General features: G+C 43.6%; 13 protein-coding genes. 3 read left to right on the plus strand and 10 right to left on the minus strand.

Features of this window, described 5'->3' with window-relative positions; translation table 11 throughout:
* Position 1 precedes the first annotated feature (1 nt).
* The 4 genes from hutU to hutC all read right to left on the minus strand — a co-directional run bounded on the left by hutU (position 2) and on the right by hutC (position 4,864).
* The gene (gene hutU / locus LRP50_RS00105) at positions 2-1,696 is read right to left on the minus strand and encodes a urocanate hydratase (RefSeq protein WP_274162488.1); all 1,695 of its coding nucleotides are present in this window, start codon (positions 1,694-1,696) and stop codon (positions 2-4) included.
* A complete protein-coding gene (gene hutG, locus LRP50_RS00110; RefSeq protein WP_274162489.1) occupies positions 1,693-2,706 on the minus strand; it encodes a formimidoylglutamase in 1,014 nt (337 codons plus the stop codon). Before hutG ends, hutU begins: the two co-directional genes overlap by 4 nt.
* Positions 2,699-3,907: an imidazolonepropionase gene (gene hutI, locus LRP50_RS00115; protein WP_274162490.1), complete on the minus strand. Its 1,209-nt coding sequence runs from the start codon at positions 3,905-3,907 to the stop codon at positions 2,699-2,701. The genes hutG and hutI overlap by 8 nt, the downstream gene beginning before the upstream one ends.
* A gap of 252 nt (positions 3,908-4,159) precedes the next feature.
* On the minus strand, positions 4,160-4,864 hold the full coding sequence (gene hutC / locus LRP50_RS00120; protein WP_274162491.1) for a histidine utilization repressor: 705 nt from the start codon (positions 4,862-4,864) through the stop codon (positions 4,160-4,162).
* Positions 4,865-5,216: 352 nt separating this feature from the next.
* On the opposite strand from hutC, the gene LRP50_RS00125 reads away from it, so the two are divergent.
* Positions 5,217-6,425: a glycerophosphodiester phosphodiesterase family protein gene (locus tag LRP50_RS00125; protein WP_274162492.1), complete on the plus strand. Its 1,209-nt coding sequence runs from the start codon at positions 5,217-5,219 to the stop codon at positions 6,423-6,425.
* Positions 6,426-6,571: 146 nt separating this feature from the next.
* On the opposite strand, the gene LRP50_RS00130 is transcribed toward LRP50_RS00125, so the two are convergent.
* Positions 6,572-6,997: a hypothetical protein gene (locus tag LRP50_RS00130; RefSeq protein ID WP_274162493.1), complete on the minus strand. Its 426-nt coding sequence runs from the start codon at positions 6,995-6,997 to the stop codon at positions 6,572-6,574.
* A 233-nt stretch (positions 6,998-7,230) separates the two neighbouring features.
* Here LRP50_RS00130 and LRP50_RS00135 point away from each other — a divergent pair, with 233 nt between their 5' ends.
* Entirely contained in the window at positions 7,231-7,692 is a 462-nt protein-coding gene (locus tag LRP50_RS00135; RefSeq protein ID WP_274162494.1) for an RNA methyltransferase, read from the plus strand.
* A 103-nt stretch (positions 7,693-7,795) separates the two neighbouring features.
* On the opposite strand, the gene LRP50_RS00140 is transcribed toward LRP50_RS00135, so the two are convergent.
* A complete protein-coding gene (locus LRP50_RS00140; RefSeq protein ID WP_274162495.1) occupies positions 7,796-9,145 on the minus strand; it encodes a magnesium transporter in 1,350 nt (449 codons plus the stop codon).
* A gap of 56 nt (positions 9,146-9,201) precedes the next feature.
* On the opposite strand from LRP50_RS00140, the gene LRP50_RS00145 reads away from it, so the two are divergent.
* Positions 9,202-9,357, plus strand: a complete 156-nt coding sequence (locus LRP50_RS00145) for a hypothetical protein (protein ID WP_274162496.1) — start codon at positions 9,202-9,204, stop codon at positions 9,355-9,357.
* A 346-nt stretch (positions 9,358-9,703) separates the two neighbouring features.
* On the opposite strand, the gene LRP50_RS00150 is transcribed toward LRP50_RS00145, so the two are convergent.
* The 4 genes from LRP50_RS00150 to LRP50_RS00165 form a co-directional block, all read right to left on the minus strand.
* On the minus strand, positions 9,704-11,509 hold the full coding sequence (locus tag LRP50_RS00150) for a hypothetical protein (RefSeq protein ID WP_274162497.1): 1,806 nt from the start codon (positions 11,507-11,509) through the stop codon (positions 9,704-9,706).
* A 242-nt stretch (positions 11,510-11,751) separates the two neighbouring features.
* A complete protein-coding gene (locus LRP50_RS00155) occupies positions 11,752-13,203 on the minus strand; it encodes a UvrD-helicase domain-containing protein (protein ID WP_274162498.1) in 1,452 nt (483 codons plus the stop codon).
* The gene (locus LRP50_RS00160; protein WP_274162499.1) at positions 13,200-14,909 is read right to left on the minus strand and encodes an ATP-dependent nuclease; all 1,710 of its coding nucleotides are present in this window, start codon (positions 14,907-14,909) and stop codon (positions 13,200-13,202) included. Before LRP50_RS00160 ends, LRP50_RS00155 begins: the two co-directional genes overlap by 4 nt.
* A gap of 591 nt (positions 14,910-15,500) precedes the next feature.
* A complete protein-coding gene (locus tag LRP50_RS00165) occupies positions 15,501-16,070 on the minus strand; it encodes a hypothetical protein (protein ID WP_274162500.1) in 570 nt (189 codons plus the stop codon).
* Positions 16,071-16,675 lie beyond the last annotated feature (605 nt).

Here is a 16,675-nt window from a genome sequence, read left to right on the forward strand (position 1 = left end):
TTTACTTAGACACTGGGATATTAGGGATATCGAGCAACGGCAAATCGAGTTGTTGTTCTTTGGCACAGTTAATCGCAATGCCATAGCCTGCATCTGCGTGACGCATCACGCCTGTTGCAGGGTCATTGTGAAGAACTCGGCCAATACGTCTGGACGCATCTTCAGTTCCGTCACACACAATCACGACACCGGAGTGTTGTGAGAACCCCATTCCGACACCGCCGCCATGGTGGAGCGATACCCACGTTGCGCCTGACGCGGTATTGAGTAACGCGTTTAACAATGGCCAATCAGACACGGCGTCAGAGCCATCAAGCATGCCTTCAGTTTCACGGTTCGGACTGGCGACCGATCCTGAATCGAGGTGGTCTCGACCGATTACGATTGGCGCTTTTAGTTCGCCATTTTTGACCATTTCATTGAATGCTAACCCTAACCGAGCACGATCTTTCAATCCTACCCAGCAAATGCGCGCAGGTAGACCTTGAAACTGAATACGTTCCTTAGCCATATCTAGCCATTGATGTAATTGAGGGTTATCGGGGATAAGCTCTTTGACTTTTTGGTCCGTTTTGTAGATGTCTTCGGGATCGCCTGATAGCGCCACCCAGCGGAAAGGGCCAATACCTTGGCAAAATAATGGGCGAATATAGGCTGGAACAAACCCTGGGAAATCAAAAGCGTTTTCGACGCCTTTTTCCAGCGCCATTTGTCGAATGTTGTTACCGTAGTCCAATGTTGCTGCGCCACGGCTTTGCAGTGTGAGCATGGCATTGACTTGTTCGGCCATGGAAGACTTGGCGGCTTCTACGACGCCAGCTTCATCCACCTTTCTTTGTTCAGCAGCATATTCCATACTCCAACCTTTTGGCAGGTAGCCATTCAGTGGGTCATGGGCTGAAGTTTGGTCTGTGACCACATCGGGTGTGATCCCTCGGTCAACAAGCTCTGAAAATACATCAGCGGCATTGCCCAGTAAGCCAATGGAAATGGGCTTATTGTCGTCAATAGATCGTTGCAAAAGTGACAAAGCATCATCAAGGTTGACGGCTTTCTTATCGACATAACCCGTACGAAGGCGATAGTCGATTCGGCTTTCATCACAATCAACCGCAATCATCGAAAAGCCAGCCATGGTTGCCGCAAGGGGTTGTGCGCCGCCCATGCCGCCCAAGCCGCCAGTAAGGATCCAACGGCCTGATGCGCTGCCACTGAAGTGCTTCTTGGCGACGGCAACAAAGGTTTCGTAAGTGCCTTGAACAATGCCTTGAGAGCCAATGTAAATCCAGCTTCCTGCGGTCATTTGCCCATACATCATCAGGCCTTGCTTATCGAGTTCGTTGAAGTGTTCCCAATTTGCCCAATGTGGTACTAAGTTCGAGTTAGCTATCAGAACGCGAGGTGCATCTTTGTGTGTAGGAAACACACCAACGGGTTTGCCGGACTGAACCAGAAGCGTCTCATCGTCTTCCAACCGTGAAAGGACCTCGACAATCTTGTCGTAACATTGCCAGTTTCTTGCTGCTCGCCCAATGCCGCCATATACCACCAATGCATGAGGATGCTCTGCGACATCAGGGTGTAGGTTGTTCATCAACATGCGAAGAGGGGCTTCGGTTAACCACGATTTGGCGGTGAGCTGTGTTCCTGTAGGGGCGTGTATGTCCCTATTAAGGTCCAAACGAGGGTCATTCATCGCGTTACTCCTTTTGCAATGTGGCTGGTGGGTTCAGATAGGCTGTGTGTGATGGTCCATACAAGGCGTGCAGCCAGTCTTGCTGTATGGTTATCAATATCGAATAAAGGGTTTAACTCAGCAATATCAGCGAGTTTTAGCTTTCGGTTTCCGCGTTTGTCATTGGCGTTGCTGATCAAGCGGATAAGGTGTTCTACTTGAGGGAAATCGACACCGTGAACAGCAGGGGCGCTAACACCTGGTGCAATACTGGCTGGGAAGACATCGAGATCGATCGTCAGATACAGTACATCAACGTCATTCATAAACGAGGCCAATTTCTCTGATATCTCGCTTAATCGCTGTGGTTGACACTCTATGTCTTCGACGGTGAGCACATTGAGTTCTTGAGCCTTTTTAAACAGCGCTTGAGTATTGCTTGCTCTGCTCACGCCGAGACACGCATAGTGAAAAGGCCAAGCATGTTGCTCACAAAACGCGGCAATTTGTGAAAATGGCGTGCCGGAACTGCCATGTTCCGATGAGCCAGAAGGTGTCCTAAGGTCAAAATGAGCATCAAAATTAATAATGCCAATGCGAGGAACGGAAGGTGTGTTTTGCTGCAAATAGTGGTTCGCCAAGCCTTGAAAGCTTCCCCAAGCAACGTCATGTCCGCCACCGAGAACCATTGGGAAAAGATGGTTATTGAGCGCGTGACTGACATTTGTTGCGAGTTTGGCTTGTGCGCTTGTAAGGTCATTATCATCACAACAAACATCTCCGGCATCAAAGATAGCCAGTTCGTTGTGGTGCCAAGGAAGGTTTGCCAGCATTTTCCGGATAACCACTGGAGCGTTGCGCGCACCTCTGCGTCCTTTATTGCGCTCGACGCCTTCATCGCTGGCGAAGCCAAGCAGCGCAACACCCGATGAGCCCGCATTTTCTATGGGCTGGACTTTTTGGTGAAAACGCAAACCCAGTTCGCCATCTTCATCGTCAACTCTGCCTTGCCATATGTTCTTATCAATCATTGGCAATCATCCCTTTTAGATAGCGAGCGTGGAGGGGAGAAAGGCCGATTTGATAACTGATTTCAGCGGGCGTTTCGACATTCCAAACGGCAAAGTCAGCGTCAAAACCTTCTGCTATCTGTCCTTTGGCAAGTAGTCCTGTCGCCTGCGCTGCGTGCCTTGTCACACCATACAGCGTTTCCTTTGTGGTCAACCCAAACAATGTTGAGGCCATGTTCATCATTAACGTAAGGCGAGCGAACGGCGATGTGCCGGGGTTGAAATCTGTCGCGACTGTCATCGGTACTTGGTGTTTACGCAGTAAATCAATGGGCGGCTTTTGAGTTTCTCGTAAGAAATAAAATGCACCGGGGAGTAACGTGGCAACTGTGCCATGTTCGGCGAGGGCCTTAACCCCGCTTTCATCGAGGTATTCGATGTGGTCGACAGACAATGCCCCCATACGTGCAGCCAACGCACTGCCACCCAAGTTTGATAGTTGCTCTGTATGACCTTTGATGTGCAAACCGTGCTTAAGGGCGGCATCAAACACTCGGGACATTTGAGCCGGAGTGAATGCCATGGTTTCACAAAATACATCTACGGCGTCCGCGAGGTTTTCCTCTGCTGCCGCGGGAATCATTTCGTTGCAGACAATGTCAATGTAGGCATCGGCGTTGTGGTTATATTCTGGAGGAAGGGCATGCGCCCCTAACAAGGTAGTTGTGATATTCACGTTAACGTTTTTCGCGATCATTTTCGCGGCTCGTAGCATTTTCAGTTCATCTTCTACCGTCAGGCCATAACCACTTTTAATTTCGATGGTTGTGACGCCGTCACGGATGAGGGATTGTGCACGAGGAATTGCGAGTTCGACAAGGTGTTCAATAGACGCTTCGCGGGTCGTTTTGACCGTAGAAAGGATGCCCCCTCCAGCTTTCGCTATCTCCTGATAAGAGGCGCCATTAAGCCGTTGCTCAAATTCGGTTGCGCGATTACCTGCAAATACAAGGTGAGTATGCGAATCAATGAAACCCGGTGTAACAAGTCGATTTTCCAGTGAATGGCACTCAAATCCATCCATTGGCAAGTCGTATCCGACACCGGTGATAGCTCCATTCTCTACCGCGATCATCGCGTTTTCAATGACTTGATAACCACCAGTCAGTTCAATGCCTGTGTGCATTGCAACTAAACGGCAATCAGTGAACATCCTTTTCATAGTGCGCCTCTCTAGTGTATATACAAATGTATAGACAAATGGAGCGCTGTTTTCAAGATGTTAAATGAATGAGTTGTGACCTAAGGTGTAAATTAAAGTAGCCGAAGGGGGATTTTGAGGGTTGGAAAGAGTTGGAAAGAGAGAGTAGTGGGGCCTTCGCCAAAATTGGTGATATGGGATTCATAACCTGTCGTGAGGGTACCGACAGGCTATCTTCTATAGGCATAGGCATAGGCATAGGCAATAGCCGAATCATAAATTGACGCTGGCGCTCAATTTATAGCGATTGCCTGGGTGAAACAACAGGGCAGAACTGACTAACTGATTGTCACTCCACGTGCGTCGATGTAATAACAAGCAAGGCTGGTCGGTGTCTATTTTCAGCAGGATTGCAATATGCTTGGGGGGCAAAATGGCTTCTACCGTGTGCTCTATGGTGCCGAGCGGACAATTCTCAGTGAGATACTGATTTGGGGTAATAACTGAGAAATCTTGATTCAGATAATCAGGGGCGAAAGCTGGGTTAATCCAACGAAGTTCAACCTGCAGTGGCACGTCATCGGCGTAATGAACAATTTCACTTTTGAACACGTCACTGCCGAGCTTTATGCCTAATCGCATTGCGACGTTTTCTGATGCACTGACCCTTCTCAGTGTGATTATTTCGCTGTTGTGTCGTCCGCCGCGCTCAGTGATTTCATCTGCAATATTGCGAATCTCCATCAGCGGGCTTTCTGCTTTTCGATGACAGACAAACGTACCTAACCGTGGGGTACGTTCAAGCCATCCCTCGCTAACAAGATCTCTAACGGCTTTGTTAGCAGTCATCCTGCTGACAGAGAACTGTTCGCAGAGTTCTGCTTCTGTAGGCACCTTCGAACCAACCGACCACTCTTTTGATTCGATTTTTTGAATAAGAAACTCTTTAATCTGTATATAACGCGGAGATTTAGTCATTACATCGCAACATTAATTCGTATATACAATTAATAGTTAACGAACTTTCTTTGAAAATCAAGAATGAATCGGTATTGATCTGACACTCTGCATGTCAGAAAAGGGATGAATTGTTCTATTTCTAGGAAGTGAATAGAACTCAGTCAAACAGTCAAATCGTTGTATTAAGATGTTCATTGCTATACGCAGGTAACCTGAAGATGCTCGCTGAATGCTGCATCTTCAGGTTGTTTGGATTAGACAGATCTTCGCTCAGTTTCAGGGCTCGTTTTTATTGCCAGTTTGTAACAATTGGCCCACAGTCATTTTCGAAGCTTTGGAATGAATCTTCCCACTTTTGGAGTTATGGACAATGAATTTCATCACCACCTTTGGTTTAGTGGCTTCTATTTTGGTCGCAAATAGTGCCTTCGCATCTGGTGACTACTCTCTGGGTCCTCGACCTCAATTTCTCGTGCTTGATATGGATGATGGGGAGCTCAAGCAAAAGTTAATGGCGTGCCTGAATCAATCGGCACAGAAAAGTCATTTTTCAATCGGGCATCGTGGTGCTTCCATGATGTTCCCTGAGCATACTAAAGAGTCATACATTGCTGCGGCAAAAATGGGGGCAGGCATCATTGAGTGTGACGTCACGTTCACCAAAGACAAAGTCCTAGTTTGTCGCCATTCTCAAAATGACCTCCATACGACAACGGATGTTTTGGCTCACCCAGATTTGGCGAGTAAATGCACCGTTCCGTTCACGCCAGCAAATCCAGAGGAGGGCAAAAAAGCGAATGTCGAATGCCGGACATCGGATTTTACATTGGCAGAGTTTAAGCGCTTGAAAGGCAAAATGGACGGTGCGGATGTGATGGCAACGACGCCGTCGGCGTACATGAATGGTACGGTTGGTTGGCGGACGGATCTCTATTCCAGCCGAGGCACGTTGATGACTCATGCCGAAAGCATTGAATTGTTTAAAGCTCTTGGCGTAAAAATGACGCCAGAATTAAAATCGCCAGTCGTCGATATGCCTTATGAAGGGCTTACTCAGCAAGGCTACGCGCAGAAAATGGTGGATGAGTATAAGGCTGCTGGGGTCAAAGCGGCTGATGTGTTTCCGCAGTCGTTCAGTATTGACGATGTGAAGTATTGGGTTGCCAATGCCCCCACATTTGCTCAGCAAGCCGTGTTTCTTGATGGGCGAATGTATAAAAATAAGATGTGGAAACCGACGTTAGCTGACATGAAAGAGATAAAGTCATCGGGTGTTCAGTACATCGCCCCACCAATGTTTGCGTTGGTGGAAGTGAATCAGGAAGGTCAGATTGTTCCCTCAGAGTACGCCAAATTGGCGAAAGAAGCTGGTTTAGGGGTGATAACGTGGACACTCGAACGTTCAGGGCAGTTAGGAAATGGCGGCGGTTGGTATTTTCAAACTGTGAAAGAGGTGACTAACAACGACGGGGATATGCTCACGCTGTTAGATGTGTTGGCAAAAGAGGTGGGAGTGAAAGGCGTATTCTCAGATTGGCCTGCGACCACGACGTTTTATGCAAACTGTATGGGGCTATGAACAAGCGGTTAGATGGGGCTGACTCCAGAATACGGACAAAAAAAACTGGTCTCGGAGACAGACTCGCGAGACCAGAAACTACAGCATTGCAACATCAAAAGTGAATACGATAGAGGCATGATTTTTGGTTCACTTTTTGTGCGATCTTATTCTTGTCCATCGAGTTCAGATAGTTTCTTGGCATATTTTATGTAGGCTCGTCGTTCGAGCGTCGGCAGTTGCCTGTTAACCGCGAGAAAAGAAATAAAGCCGTCCACAATAGGCTCTAGTGAAGTTTTAGCAGGGGAGTCGCAATCAATATATCTTGGCAACAATCTATGCATTTGTTCTAGCAGGCTGGGCGTAAGTTGGAACTCACGGTCCATTTCTTGCGCATTGGCCAGTGCGAGAGACACTTTAACAAATGCTTCTTGGTCTCTGTCTTCTTGTGTTACCGGAGATGAGCAGGTGGACATGATTAACTGGCTGTAACTGAATACGTGATGTTGTAAATCATTGTTGTTATCGTCGGCGAGAGTGACGCTTGAATAAAGTAGTGTTGCGATAAGCGAATAAATGGCTGTTCGTTGCATTCCAAGAAAATCTCTGTACGACCGTAAGGCTAGGGCGGGTTTATACCATTTTCCTGATTGTTTTCCTTTCAAAACAATTGTTTTGACATTTATGTGATGTTAATTCAGGCGTTTTTGACGCTTTCTAACGCTTGAATGAGAGTGCTTTTCTAATGAAACTGTCTTCAATTCGACAGAAGAAGGCTATTTTCATGTAGAATGTCGCCAATTTAATTCTTGGCGTTATCCGAAAAATGAAACAAGGCTACAGTTGTATCGGGTTAGTAAACCCTAAAACACCCGAAAATGTGGGTTCTGTTATGCGTGCCGCTGGCTGTTACGGCGTAAACTCGGTGTTTTACACGGGAACACGTTATGACAGAGCGGCGAAGTTCTGCACTGACACCAAAAACCGAGTGTTAGACACGCCGTTGATTGGCGTTGAAGATCTTAAGGCAATTGTGCCTGTAGGGTGTATTCCTATTGCTGTTGAGCTTGCAGAAGGTGCAAAACCTTTGCCGGACTACAAGCATCCTGCTCGTGCGTTTTACATCTTTGGCCCAGAAGATAACTCGCTAAAGAAGGATATTACTGACTTTTGTGCAGAGACCATTTATGTGCCTACCAACGGTTGCATGAACTTGGCTGCAGCGGTCAATGTGATTTTGTACGACCGCATGGCTAAGGGCACGAATTTTTCTGGTCACCTTAAGTAGAAATAGCGGGATTTCAGTTCGAGCTATTTGGATAAAAAGCCTCAGGATAACTGAGGCTTTTTTGATCCGGAATGCTGCGGGACAGTTCACACCGCTTTGTCTGTTAGCTAATCAATAACAAACTACCCAAACCTAAGAAAGCGACAAACCCTACAATATCAGTAACGGTAGTCAGTATGACTGAACCTGATAACGCGGGGTCGATTTTGAATTTGTCGAGTATGACAGGAATAAAAATCCCTGATATAGCGGCGCAAACAATATTGGCAACGATGGCGACGCCAATCACCACTCCTAGCCACAAGCTATCAAACCAATACCCAGCAACCAGACCAATTACGATTGACCACAACACCCCGTTTAGCGCTCCGACCTTTATTTCTTTCGTCAGTAGGGGTTTGAGGTTGGCTTTTGATATTTGCCCCAACGCCAAGCCACGAACAATCAGTGTGAGAGTTTGACTGCCAGCAATGCCGCCCATAGAGGCCACAACAGGCATTAACACTGCCAATGCGACAACCTGCTGAAGTGTTGCTTCGAACAAACCGATAAACCACGACGCCAAAAAAGCCGTCATAAGGTTTATGCCGAGCCAGATCGCGCGATTTTGAGCACTTTTGCGCACAGGAGCAAACAGGTCTTCGTCTTCATCAAGACCGGCTTTTGCCATTAATTGTGATTCCGCTTTTTCGCTCTGTAGCTCATAAGCTGTACCCATATCTAAGCGCCCAATAAGCAATCCACTGTCAGTTACAACGGGCAATGAAGACTCCCCACTTAACGCGACTTTATCTGCGGCTGAATAAATGCCTTCTTTCGCGTTCAGTGAAGGGAAGTCGTCTTCCGAAAACTCAGAAATTCTCAATGTAGGGTCGACACCAAACAGGCGATTGATTCTCACTGTGCCTTCCCAGTTGCCACGATTATCAACCAAAAAAATAACGTGGCTGTGCGGTGGCAGATGACGGCGCAACAATCGCATCACTACTTTGATTTTGGTTTTGGCGGGCACGACTAAGGGCTGATGATCACACCAGTGTCCAACTTCATCATCTTCAAACTGTTGTGCTGCTGAGTAGCGATGCTGCTGCTCTTCGTCCATGCGACCAAGAACATTCTCGAGCAAGTGATCGGGAATACTGTCTTGAAGCTCAAGCAGGGTATCTGCATCTATACCCGTGAAAAGCGACAGTAAATGGTCGTCGTCTTGATTAGAAAGAATTGAAGCGCTGGCATCCGTGCGCATTTCTACCAAAACGGGCACTTTCATTGAATCAGCGAGCTGATCCCATGTGTTTAGACGTTCCGCGAAAGGAAGTGACTCGAGAAGGAGTGCTAAATCAACCGGTGACGTTTCAAGTTTTAGTTGTTCAATAATGGCTTGTTGCGAATTCGCGTCGCCATTTTCTGTCAGTAGCTCACTGACAACATCCTGAATGGACTGGTTTTCCATATATCCCCAAAAGAAGCAGATAAGACATAGTGCAAGGGTAAGGAAGGGGTCTCACAATGGCAACCCTAAACGAGCCGCTGGTTGCATCGATTGAGAAGCGAAAACAATGGATAGTAGATGAGCGACAGAGGTTAGAGGAGTACGCAAAAGCCCAGGCAAAAAGAGCTGTCAGTGCCGAAGTGCGGGGGAACGGGAGTGACAAAGGTGGTTGATATCTATTCTGGATGTGGAGGTAGTGGAGGTGTGACGCTTAAGGCGGATGGGGTGCGAAAGCATTTGAGGCAGATGGGGATTTATAGCGTGTGGAGTAGGGAGCTAGAGGCGTTGTTTGAAAGGGTGTTGATGGGCCTGTGTTGGGGGAGTGCCTATTGAATGAGAATACTCAATAGGCAGGGAAATAGATGTCATTACTGAGCGCTGAGACGTTTTTGGACAAAAGTGGCTTAGAGCTAGAGTTTTAAGCCGTCATTTTCGGATAACTTCAGGTAGGGAAAAGTCAAATAGACGGCTTTGTTGTTCAAGAGCGATGCCTATTGAGAGGAGTAAGGCTCTTATGTGTTAGGCAGACTCATTACCCTCGTCATTTCCAATATAACGATTAAGCGATAACTCTCTATGAAACCGTATATAGGAGAGCCTCAAACTGCTACCGTCAAAGTAATCACAACGGTTATTGGACAATTTACTTAGCTCTTTACGCAAGTCTTGAGTAATAGTTGAATATTGATTTATTTCTATCTTACCTGTATCAGATATATAGATATATCCATTTTCAAACAGCTTATCGCAAGAAGCACACTGCAACATCGCAATATTCTTTATGTCTAATTTTTCTCGAGTGCTACACAAACTTCTCTTTTTTACATGAGCTGCTATCAATAACTCCACAGGATAAAGCTTATTACATATCTGACACTTTCCACCGTTGCTTAAAGACATGGGGTTTTGTTCAATTAAATATTTCCTTAATAAACTCTGCTCAAGCCTCAATTGACCCGCTGGTAGGTCATCAAAATCTATATCTTCTAGCTTTATATACAGAGAATTAATTTCTTCTTCGCAAGATTTTTGATTCGAAATCGTTTCATTAATTTGTTTTCCCGTCTCGTAGATATCATCGAGTGTTTTATAAAAATCATTTCTTCTTCCCTCTCCTTCCTTGTAGTATAAAACAGGATATGTATACAAACTTGATTTAAATGATTCTCTAAAATTCAGAACCTCTCTGTATATTCTACCAAATTCCATTGATGTAACGGGTTTACCATATTTTCTTAATTCATTAACAATTCTTATTTGAGCTTCATATAGCTCACCAGGCACATAACTTTCTAGATTTTCAATAATTTCTTTTCCTGGCTTGCGCATGACGTCGTCAACTGACTCTAAAAGCAAAGTTCGAACACAGAATTCGTCAATTGCTTCACCTGAATCATCAATAATTTCGAGTTCATGCTCCCTCAACTGACTATTTGGCTTCGACATGAATCTATGAGTAAGCCCTCTTTTAATCGAATTTATTAGAGTGTACTTGGGGATATGGCCATTATATGCTTTGAATATGGGTAAAAGCATAGAACTAATACGTTCGTCTCTTTGAATAAATGAAAAGTACTTTTCATCATTGAGAAGAATTAAATCAGACTGCATTCTCAATAAATCAATCTTGAATTTTTCATCAATCTCTTTATGTATGTAATTGATTTCTTCTGGTAAGTTACGGTGCCATTCAGGATTATAAAGCTTTGAAATGGGGAAAATTCCGCCCATATGTGTGGCAATTTTCCCTGCTTGCTGAATAAGATCTTTAGTAAAATGCTTTTGGTTAGAACCTTTTTTGAAAATTATTCTAAAACCATCATGATCATAAATTTCAAAGTTTGTTTCGATGGATGCTGATTCAGCAAGCTCTGCTACCAGTGGAAAATATAAGGAACTATCAATTAATTTACTATCTATAAGATCTTGTTGAATTCGATCAGCAAAAACAGGCAAAGAATATGACCTAATTGACTCGCAGATAACTTTAATGACTTTTATTAGATCTAATAAATCCTGTCTAGCCTCTGTAAGAATGTTATCTTCATATGTTATTCCCTGATTTAATAGCTTAAACTCCTTTGGTAAATCTACATTTTTGAACTTATGTAAAATCTGTCTAGAACGCTCTCGAGTTACTTTTCTATCTAAATTGTCAAGATTTCCAAGAGCTTCTAACGTAATTCTCCGACGTACATCAGCACCTTGAGTAAAATATTCTTTTAATATTATTGAGGCAGTGCGTTGGCCAACTCGAGGATAAAGTCTATCAATGACCTTTATGATACTACTGTGAAATGAAGCTCCGGATTTTAGATTGCTCATTTTTATAATAATCCTTATGTGACAATTCTATCTACAAGTTTACCAATTATTCATTTAGTCCTAAATCGAGGTTATTTAACATATGGCCATACGGTTTTTCTTGCTGAAAATTTCAATAAATCGCCATAAGCTTATCTTTCTTTAGACAGTCTATCGAAAAACTCTTGACATGAGGTTGAAAATAATTTTTCATGACCAGGTGTTGTGGAAATAAGTTAATAAACTGTTTTTGGTTAATATTATCACCCATCTGATTTTTCTTCAGTTTTGTGGTTTGGATGATTTGGATCTAACTCTTCAAACCCAATAGATTTAAGACTATTAACAATGTCTTCATGCTTATATTTTTTACCAAGCAAATCCATGTCTACAGCAATGACTAGCTCAGATTCTGCACGAGTTAATGCGACATAAACCATATTCCAAGTCTTGTTGAATTTTTCGACTTCATCTTGCATTAAGTACTTGAAAATCGGCGGTGTTAAGATTAGTACACACACCTCAGACTCTAAGCCCTTGGTTATTTGGATGCTGCTGATTGCGTACTTGGCTGAATTATCTTTGGATGAACTGTATTGTTCTGCTGATCGACAAAGCTTCTTGAATAGTTCTTTTTCGTACGGAATCTCTAGCTTATTAAGAAATAAACGTATTGATGTATTGTTGTCATTGTTGGTTAACAAGGTTGCAAAATAGCGCTGCAATGAGTATATGACCACACCTTCTTCGTATTCAGGAAACTTCACTGTAAGTGCCTCTTCTACCTCTGGGTCAAATTCGGGGAGAGATCCCGCTTTCTTGGTTGAGTAATTACCTTCTTTTCTGAATATGCTAACTAAGCTTCCATTCTTAATGTGATGACAGAGCACTTGGTCGTAATGCTCATCTTCAGAACAGATGTAAGTTAGGCGTCCTTCGACTTCAGACAAGCTAGTTTGCGCTTGGCCTTTGGGACAGAAGTTATTTGATAGATCAAGAATTCTCTGAGGAACCCTACGAGAAGTCGTAATATTCGGCAGTACTTTAACTTTTTCGTTGGCTTTGTTCGCAGCTAACCAGACTTTGAAAGATTTTGGATAATCTATTGCTTGCTTTGGATCGCCCACCATGTAGATGTCAACCGAATTCTCGCCGATTTGTTGAAAAGCTCTGAGAGCAATTTCATCAAGATCCTGAGCTTCGTCGAGGAAAATCTTATCAATAGCGCTACTTAGGATTTTGTGTACTTTCCTAACTTTAGATTTTTTCTTCTGGCTGCTGTGTTTGGAGTAGTTTTGATCTACAACTCTCCATGCAGCGGCATATGTTTCGTCAACGTGAATAACACCTTTCTTCTTTAGTCTACTAATGGTGCTTGCAGTTTCTCTTTTCTTTTGTTCTTCAGTTTTTCCAGGAGGAAAGTTTGAGAACGTTTTGCAGCGAGAGGAGGTAGTATGCATCTCATTTAGGACGAATGGAGAGTAAGGGTAAATGATCTCATTCAAAAGAAACGCATGAACTGTACAAACCACGATATTTTCTGGCAGAGATCCAAATCGATTGATAATCGCCTGTGAGATGTTCTTTGCAGCATTGTTGGTATAAGTGATGGCAAAGATCTTTTTATGCGATGTTGGGTCGTAGTGTGCGATGATCTTCTCTGCCAGGCCATAAGTCTTACCTGCACCTGCACCTGCTATTTGAACTTCAATCATTTCATGAAATCCAAAGCTTCTTGGATATGTTTGGGTAGTTTGATCGGGTCTTCGTTATTTTCGTCTAAGATCGAGTCGGCAATCTTAAGCATCCTTTCGGCTTTATTTTTCTTTAGAAACTCGGCCATTTGTTTAGAGGTTTGGTAGCTCTTTTTGAACAGTGTGTTTAAACGGTCAAGGTTCCCATCCGCCTCTGCAAGATCATCTTCGAGCGTATATTTGGTAGTGGTTCTTACTCGAATGTTATCATTATCTGTATCATATTTTTCATGTTTATTCTTGGTAGTATCATTCTCATCATAATCTCGAATGATACTTAGTCTCTTCTTAGTATTACCTTTGTTGACTTGTAACCAGACGTCCATGAATGTCGTGAAGCCTGTTTGCTCGATAGATATTACTTCAAGGCTGCTAACGTTTTTATTATCACGGTAGAGTATAGCGTTGATCAACATTTCTTCGGTGGTACCTTCAACGAGCACGGTCTTGTTGCTCAGTAGTAGTTTCAGTATGTCGAAGTTTGGTCGTTTTCGAAGGTAGTTCGTGAGCTGCTTCTTACTATCAGTTAGATGGATCGCATCGTTTCCAGATAAAACGATCACGTTAGTTAGCTCAAGTTTATTGATGACCTGTGGGCTATGGGAGCTAATGAGTGTTTGTAGAGATGATCCACCTTTTTGCGTACTTTTATATATGAAGTCAGTAGCGAAGCGCAGGTTGTTCACGCTTAGGTGCGCTTCAGGTTCTTCGATGCAACAAAGGTTGAGAGCATTCTTGTTGCCTTTAAAAAACTCAAATAGCAGGTAGATATATACGAGGTTACGATACCCAAGGCCACGCTGGTATAAGTAGCTTTCACCAGACTTCAGGGTGATATTGGACAGGATGCTTTTTAAGTTTGGTAAGTTGGGAATACATTCAAGCTTATCTACAATCTCGTCGAAGAAGTTTTCAAAGTCAGGGTCAGGAGTGACGATCTTCTCGAAAGTCTCGGTGTTTTCTATGGCATCAAAGAATGATGAGTACGCGCTATTGATTTTGGCCTTGTCAGCATCCACGAGCGAAGAGATCAGCATCTTAGTCAGAATGTCGTTTGATTTCTGAGTATTACTCTCAGCAAAATCGTCACGTTCGGCGTTAATCGAGTTGATAGATATCAGTCTTAGATCAGAATAGCTGACCTTTAACCCATTATTGCTTTGCGTTACGTCGTAGTCGTACAGCTCAATTGGAAGGTTGAACCAACGAGTATCTTTGATGTCCTCAATGCCTTCGAGTAGATCCTTGGCTGTCTTTACAAAGAGATCTGCATCTTTGGGTCTGAAGTCGTAGCGAATCTTATAGCTATCGTCGGCTTCCTCTCCGATTATCCACTTTCCAACAACGCCTTCTTCAATTATGTTCTTTGGCTCAGTGAACTCTACCTCAATTCGAACCTTTGGAATCAAGGCCTTGATTTCATCATCTTCCTTGTCGTCCATGATTGCTTGGTAAAAGTCTTTGATAGCTTCCCGATTGATATCTGATACTGAGAGACGTTTATTATTGAAGCTAATATCATTGCTGTTAAGAGGCAGGGTAAGTGCGCTAAAAAGGTTGGTTTTGCCTGCTTCATTTTCACCAATAATTAGGCTTAGCGGTGAAAGTTTAATCTCAAATTTTTTGAAGGCTCGGTAGTTTTCAATTTCGACCGTACGAATGTACATTTATGCTCCAACAACAGTGTATTAGGTGACAAAATGGCGGAGTGATACACTATTTTTTGTCTAAATTCTTCGGCGAAAATATATCACAAAGTGTATAAAGCAAGACTTGATTTTGATCTCGTCTAGTGACTTATCGAACACTATTCATACGCGGCGCAGACGAAGATTGTCCTAATAACAGGTCGACAGCAGTATTCACACTGTCACTTTGCATAACATTAACTAAGGCAAGCTAACGAAAACTAAGCGTTAGTGATCTTTTACTCTAAATGAGAAAGGGGCAAAAGCTACTTACGCTACCGCCCTTTGCTTATCGGGACGCAACACGCCATTACTGCCTAAAATTTCTAGCGGCAATGTACCATGAAGTGCATAAGGGTAGGCATGATTTAGATCGTGTTTACGGTGCTGGTGGGGAGGGGGTTATTCAAAGAAATTAGGCGGTTGTGATATGAGAGCTGTTTAGGGGGGAGAGGGTGCAGGTGCTTTTCAAAAAGCGTGAGAAGCGATGACTCTCAGTTAATCTGAAGAGAGTAGAGCGAATAAAGTGTCGGCTGCGCGACACTTTATTCTAGTGCTCAAAACTTCCGACTACATATCTCTCAATGCAGTAATTAGTTTGGTAAAAGTAAATGAAGCGCTAGGGGGCTCTGAAAGCGTCAAAGCTTGGTTTGCACTTACCTCATTTTCATCTTTAATCTTTCTGTCTAAAGCCAAAAGTTGCTCAATTACTTGCTGCGCTACCAGTGGCGAATCCTCTGTTGATAATAGATTGATTGTCTCGGTAGTAAGTTTGAACGAACTTTCACTGCCAACCCATGAGATTCCGGCTGTTCCGTTTAAAGCAACTCCTGTTTTCCAAGTGACATTCTCAGGGTTCTTTTCGGATGCCATGCTTTCCTTAATTTTGTCGGCTACGTAACTCAAAGTACCTGACCAAAGGATTTTGTCATTAAGTATAACTTCGGCTTCAGAAAAGGTTCGTTGCTCACTAATTACACCAATTTTCTTGTAACCACCATCAAAGTTAACAGTTGCGTAATCTTGTTTTGGCTGATCAAAAGAGCCCATCGCAAACAATGCAGTAACACAAATTGTTATGGTGATGATGATTGATGCGATTGGAGCAGTAATTAATTGCTTGGGACTTTCAGTACTCATATGACTTCTTTCCTGTATTAAAATGTGAATGAGATCTACTGCGCAAAGGAATCCAGACACTTTCGGCATTCGATATGTCATTACTGTCTAAGTTTGACGGCGAGAATTTATCATGAAGTGCATAAGGGTAGGCATGATTTAGATCGTGTTTACGGTGCGGGTGGGGAGGTTTTATTCAAGAAAATTAGATGGTTGCACGGTGAGAGGGTTTGATTGGTATTGGTATTAACAATTAAAACTTCGCTCAATTCTTTGAACGACCAATTCCCTCACTTTGGCTGAAAGAAAGTGTGAGGGGATGTATCTAAGGCAATAAGAGCGACGCGTTGGCCGAGACGTTTGCTTGATGTAATTCAGAATCGCCTCTGCGTGCTCTTTGTCCCATGCCCACAGCAATTTACCTCGGATTTCCCATTGCCAATATGCATCAATTGGCCAGTTCAATTTATGCTTTCTATTTGAGTGGCAATGAGAACATAGAACTAAACCATTCGTAAGCAGTGGGTAACCGGCATAACCAGAGTCACCACCACTTCTTAGAAACTGGCTGGAGCCTGATGGAGGCTTCCAGCTTATTTTAGAAGGAAACCTTTCGAGAACTCGCC

This window comes from Enterovibrio gelatinilyticus (assembly GCF_028683095.1).
Taxonomy (GTDB): domain Bacteria; phylum Pseudomonadota; class Gammaproteobacteria; order Enterobacterales; family Vibrionaceae; genus Enterovibrio; species Enterovibrio gelatinilyticus.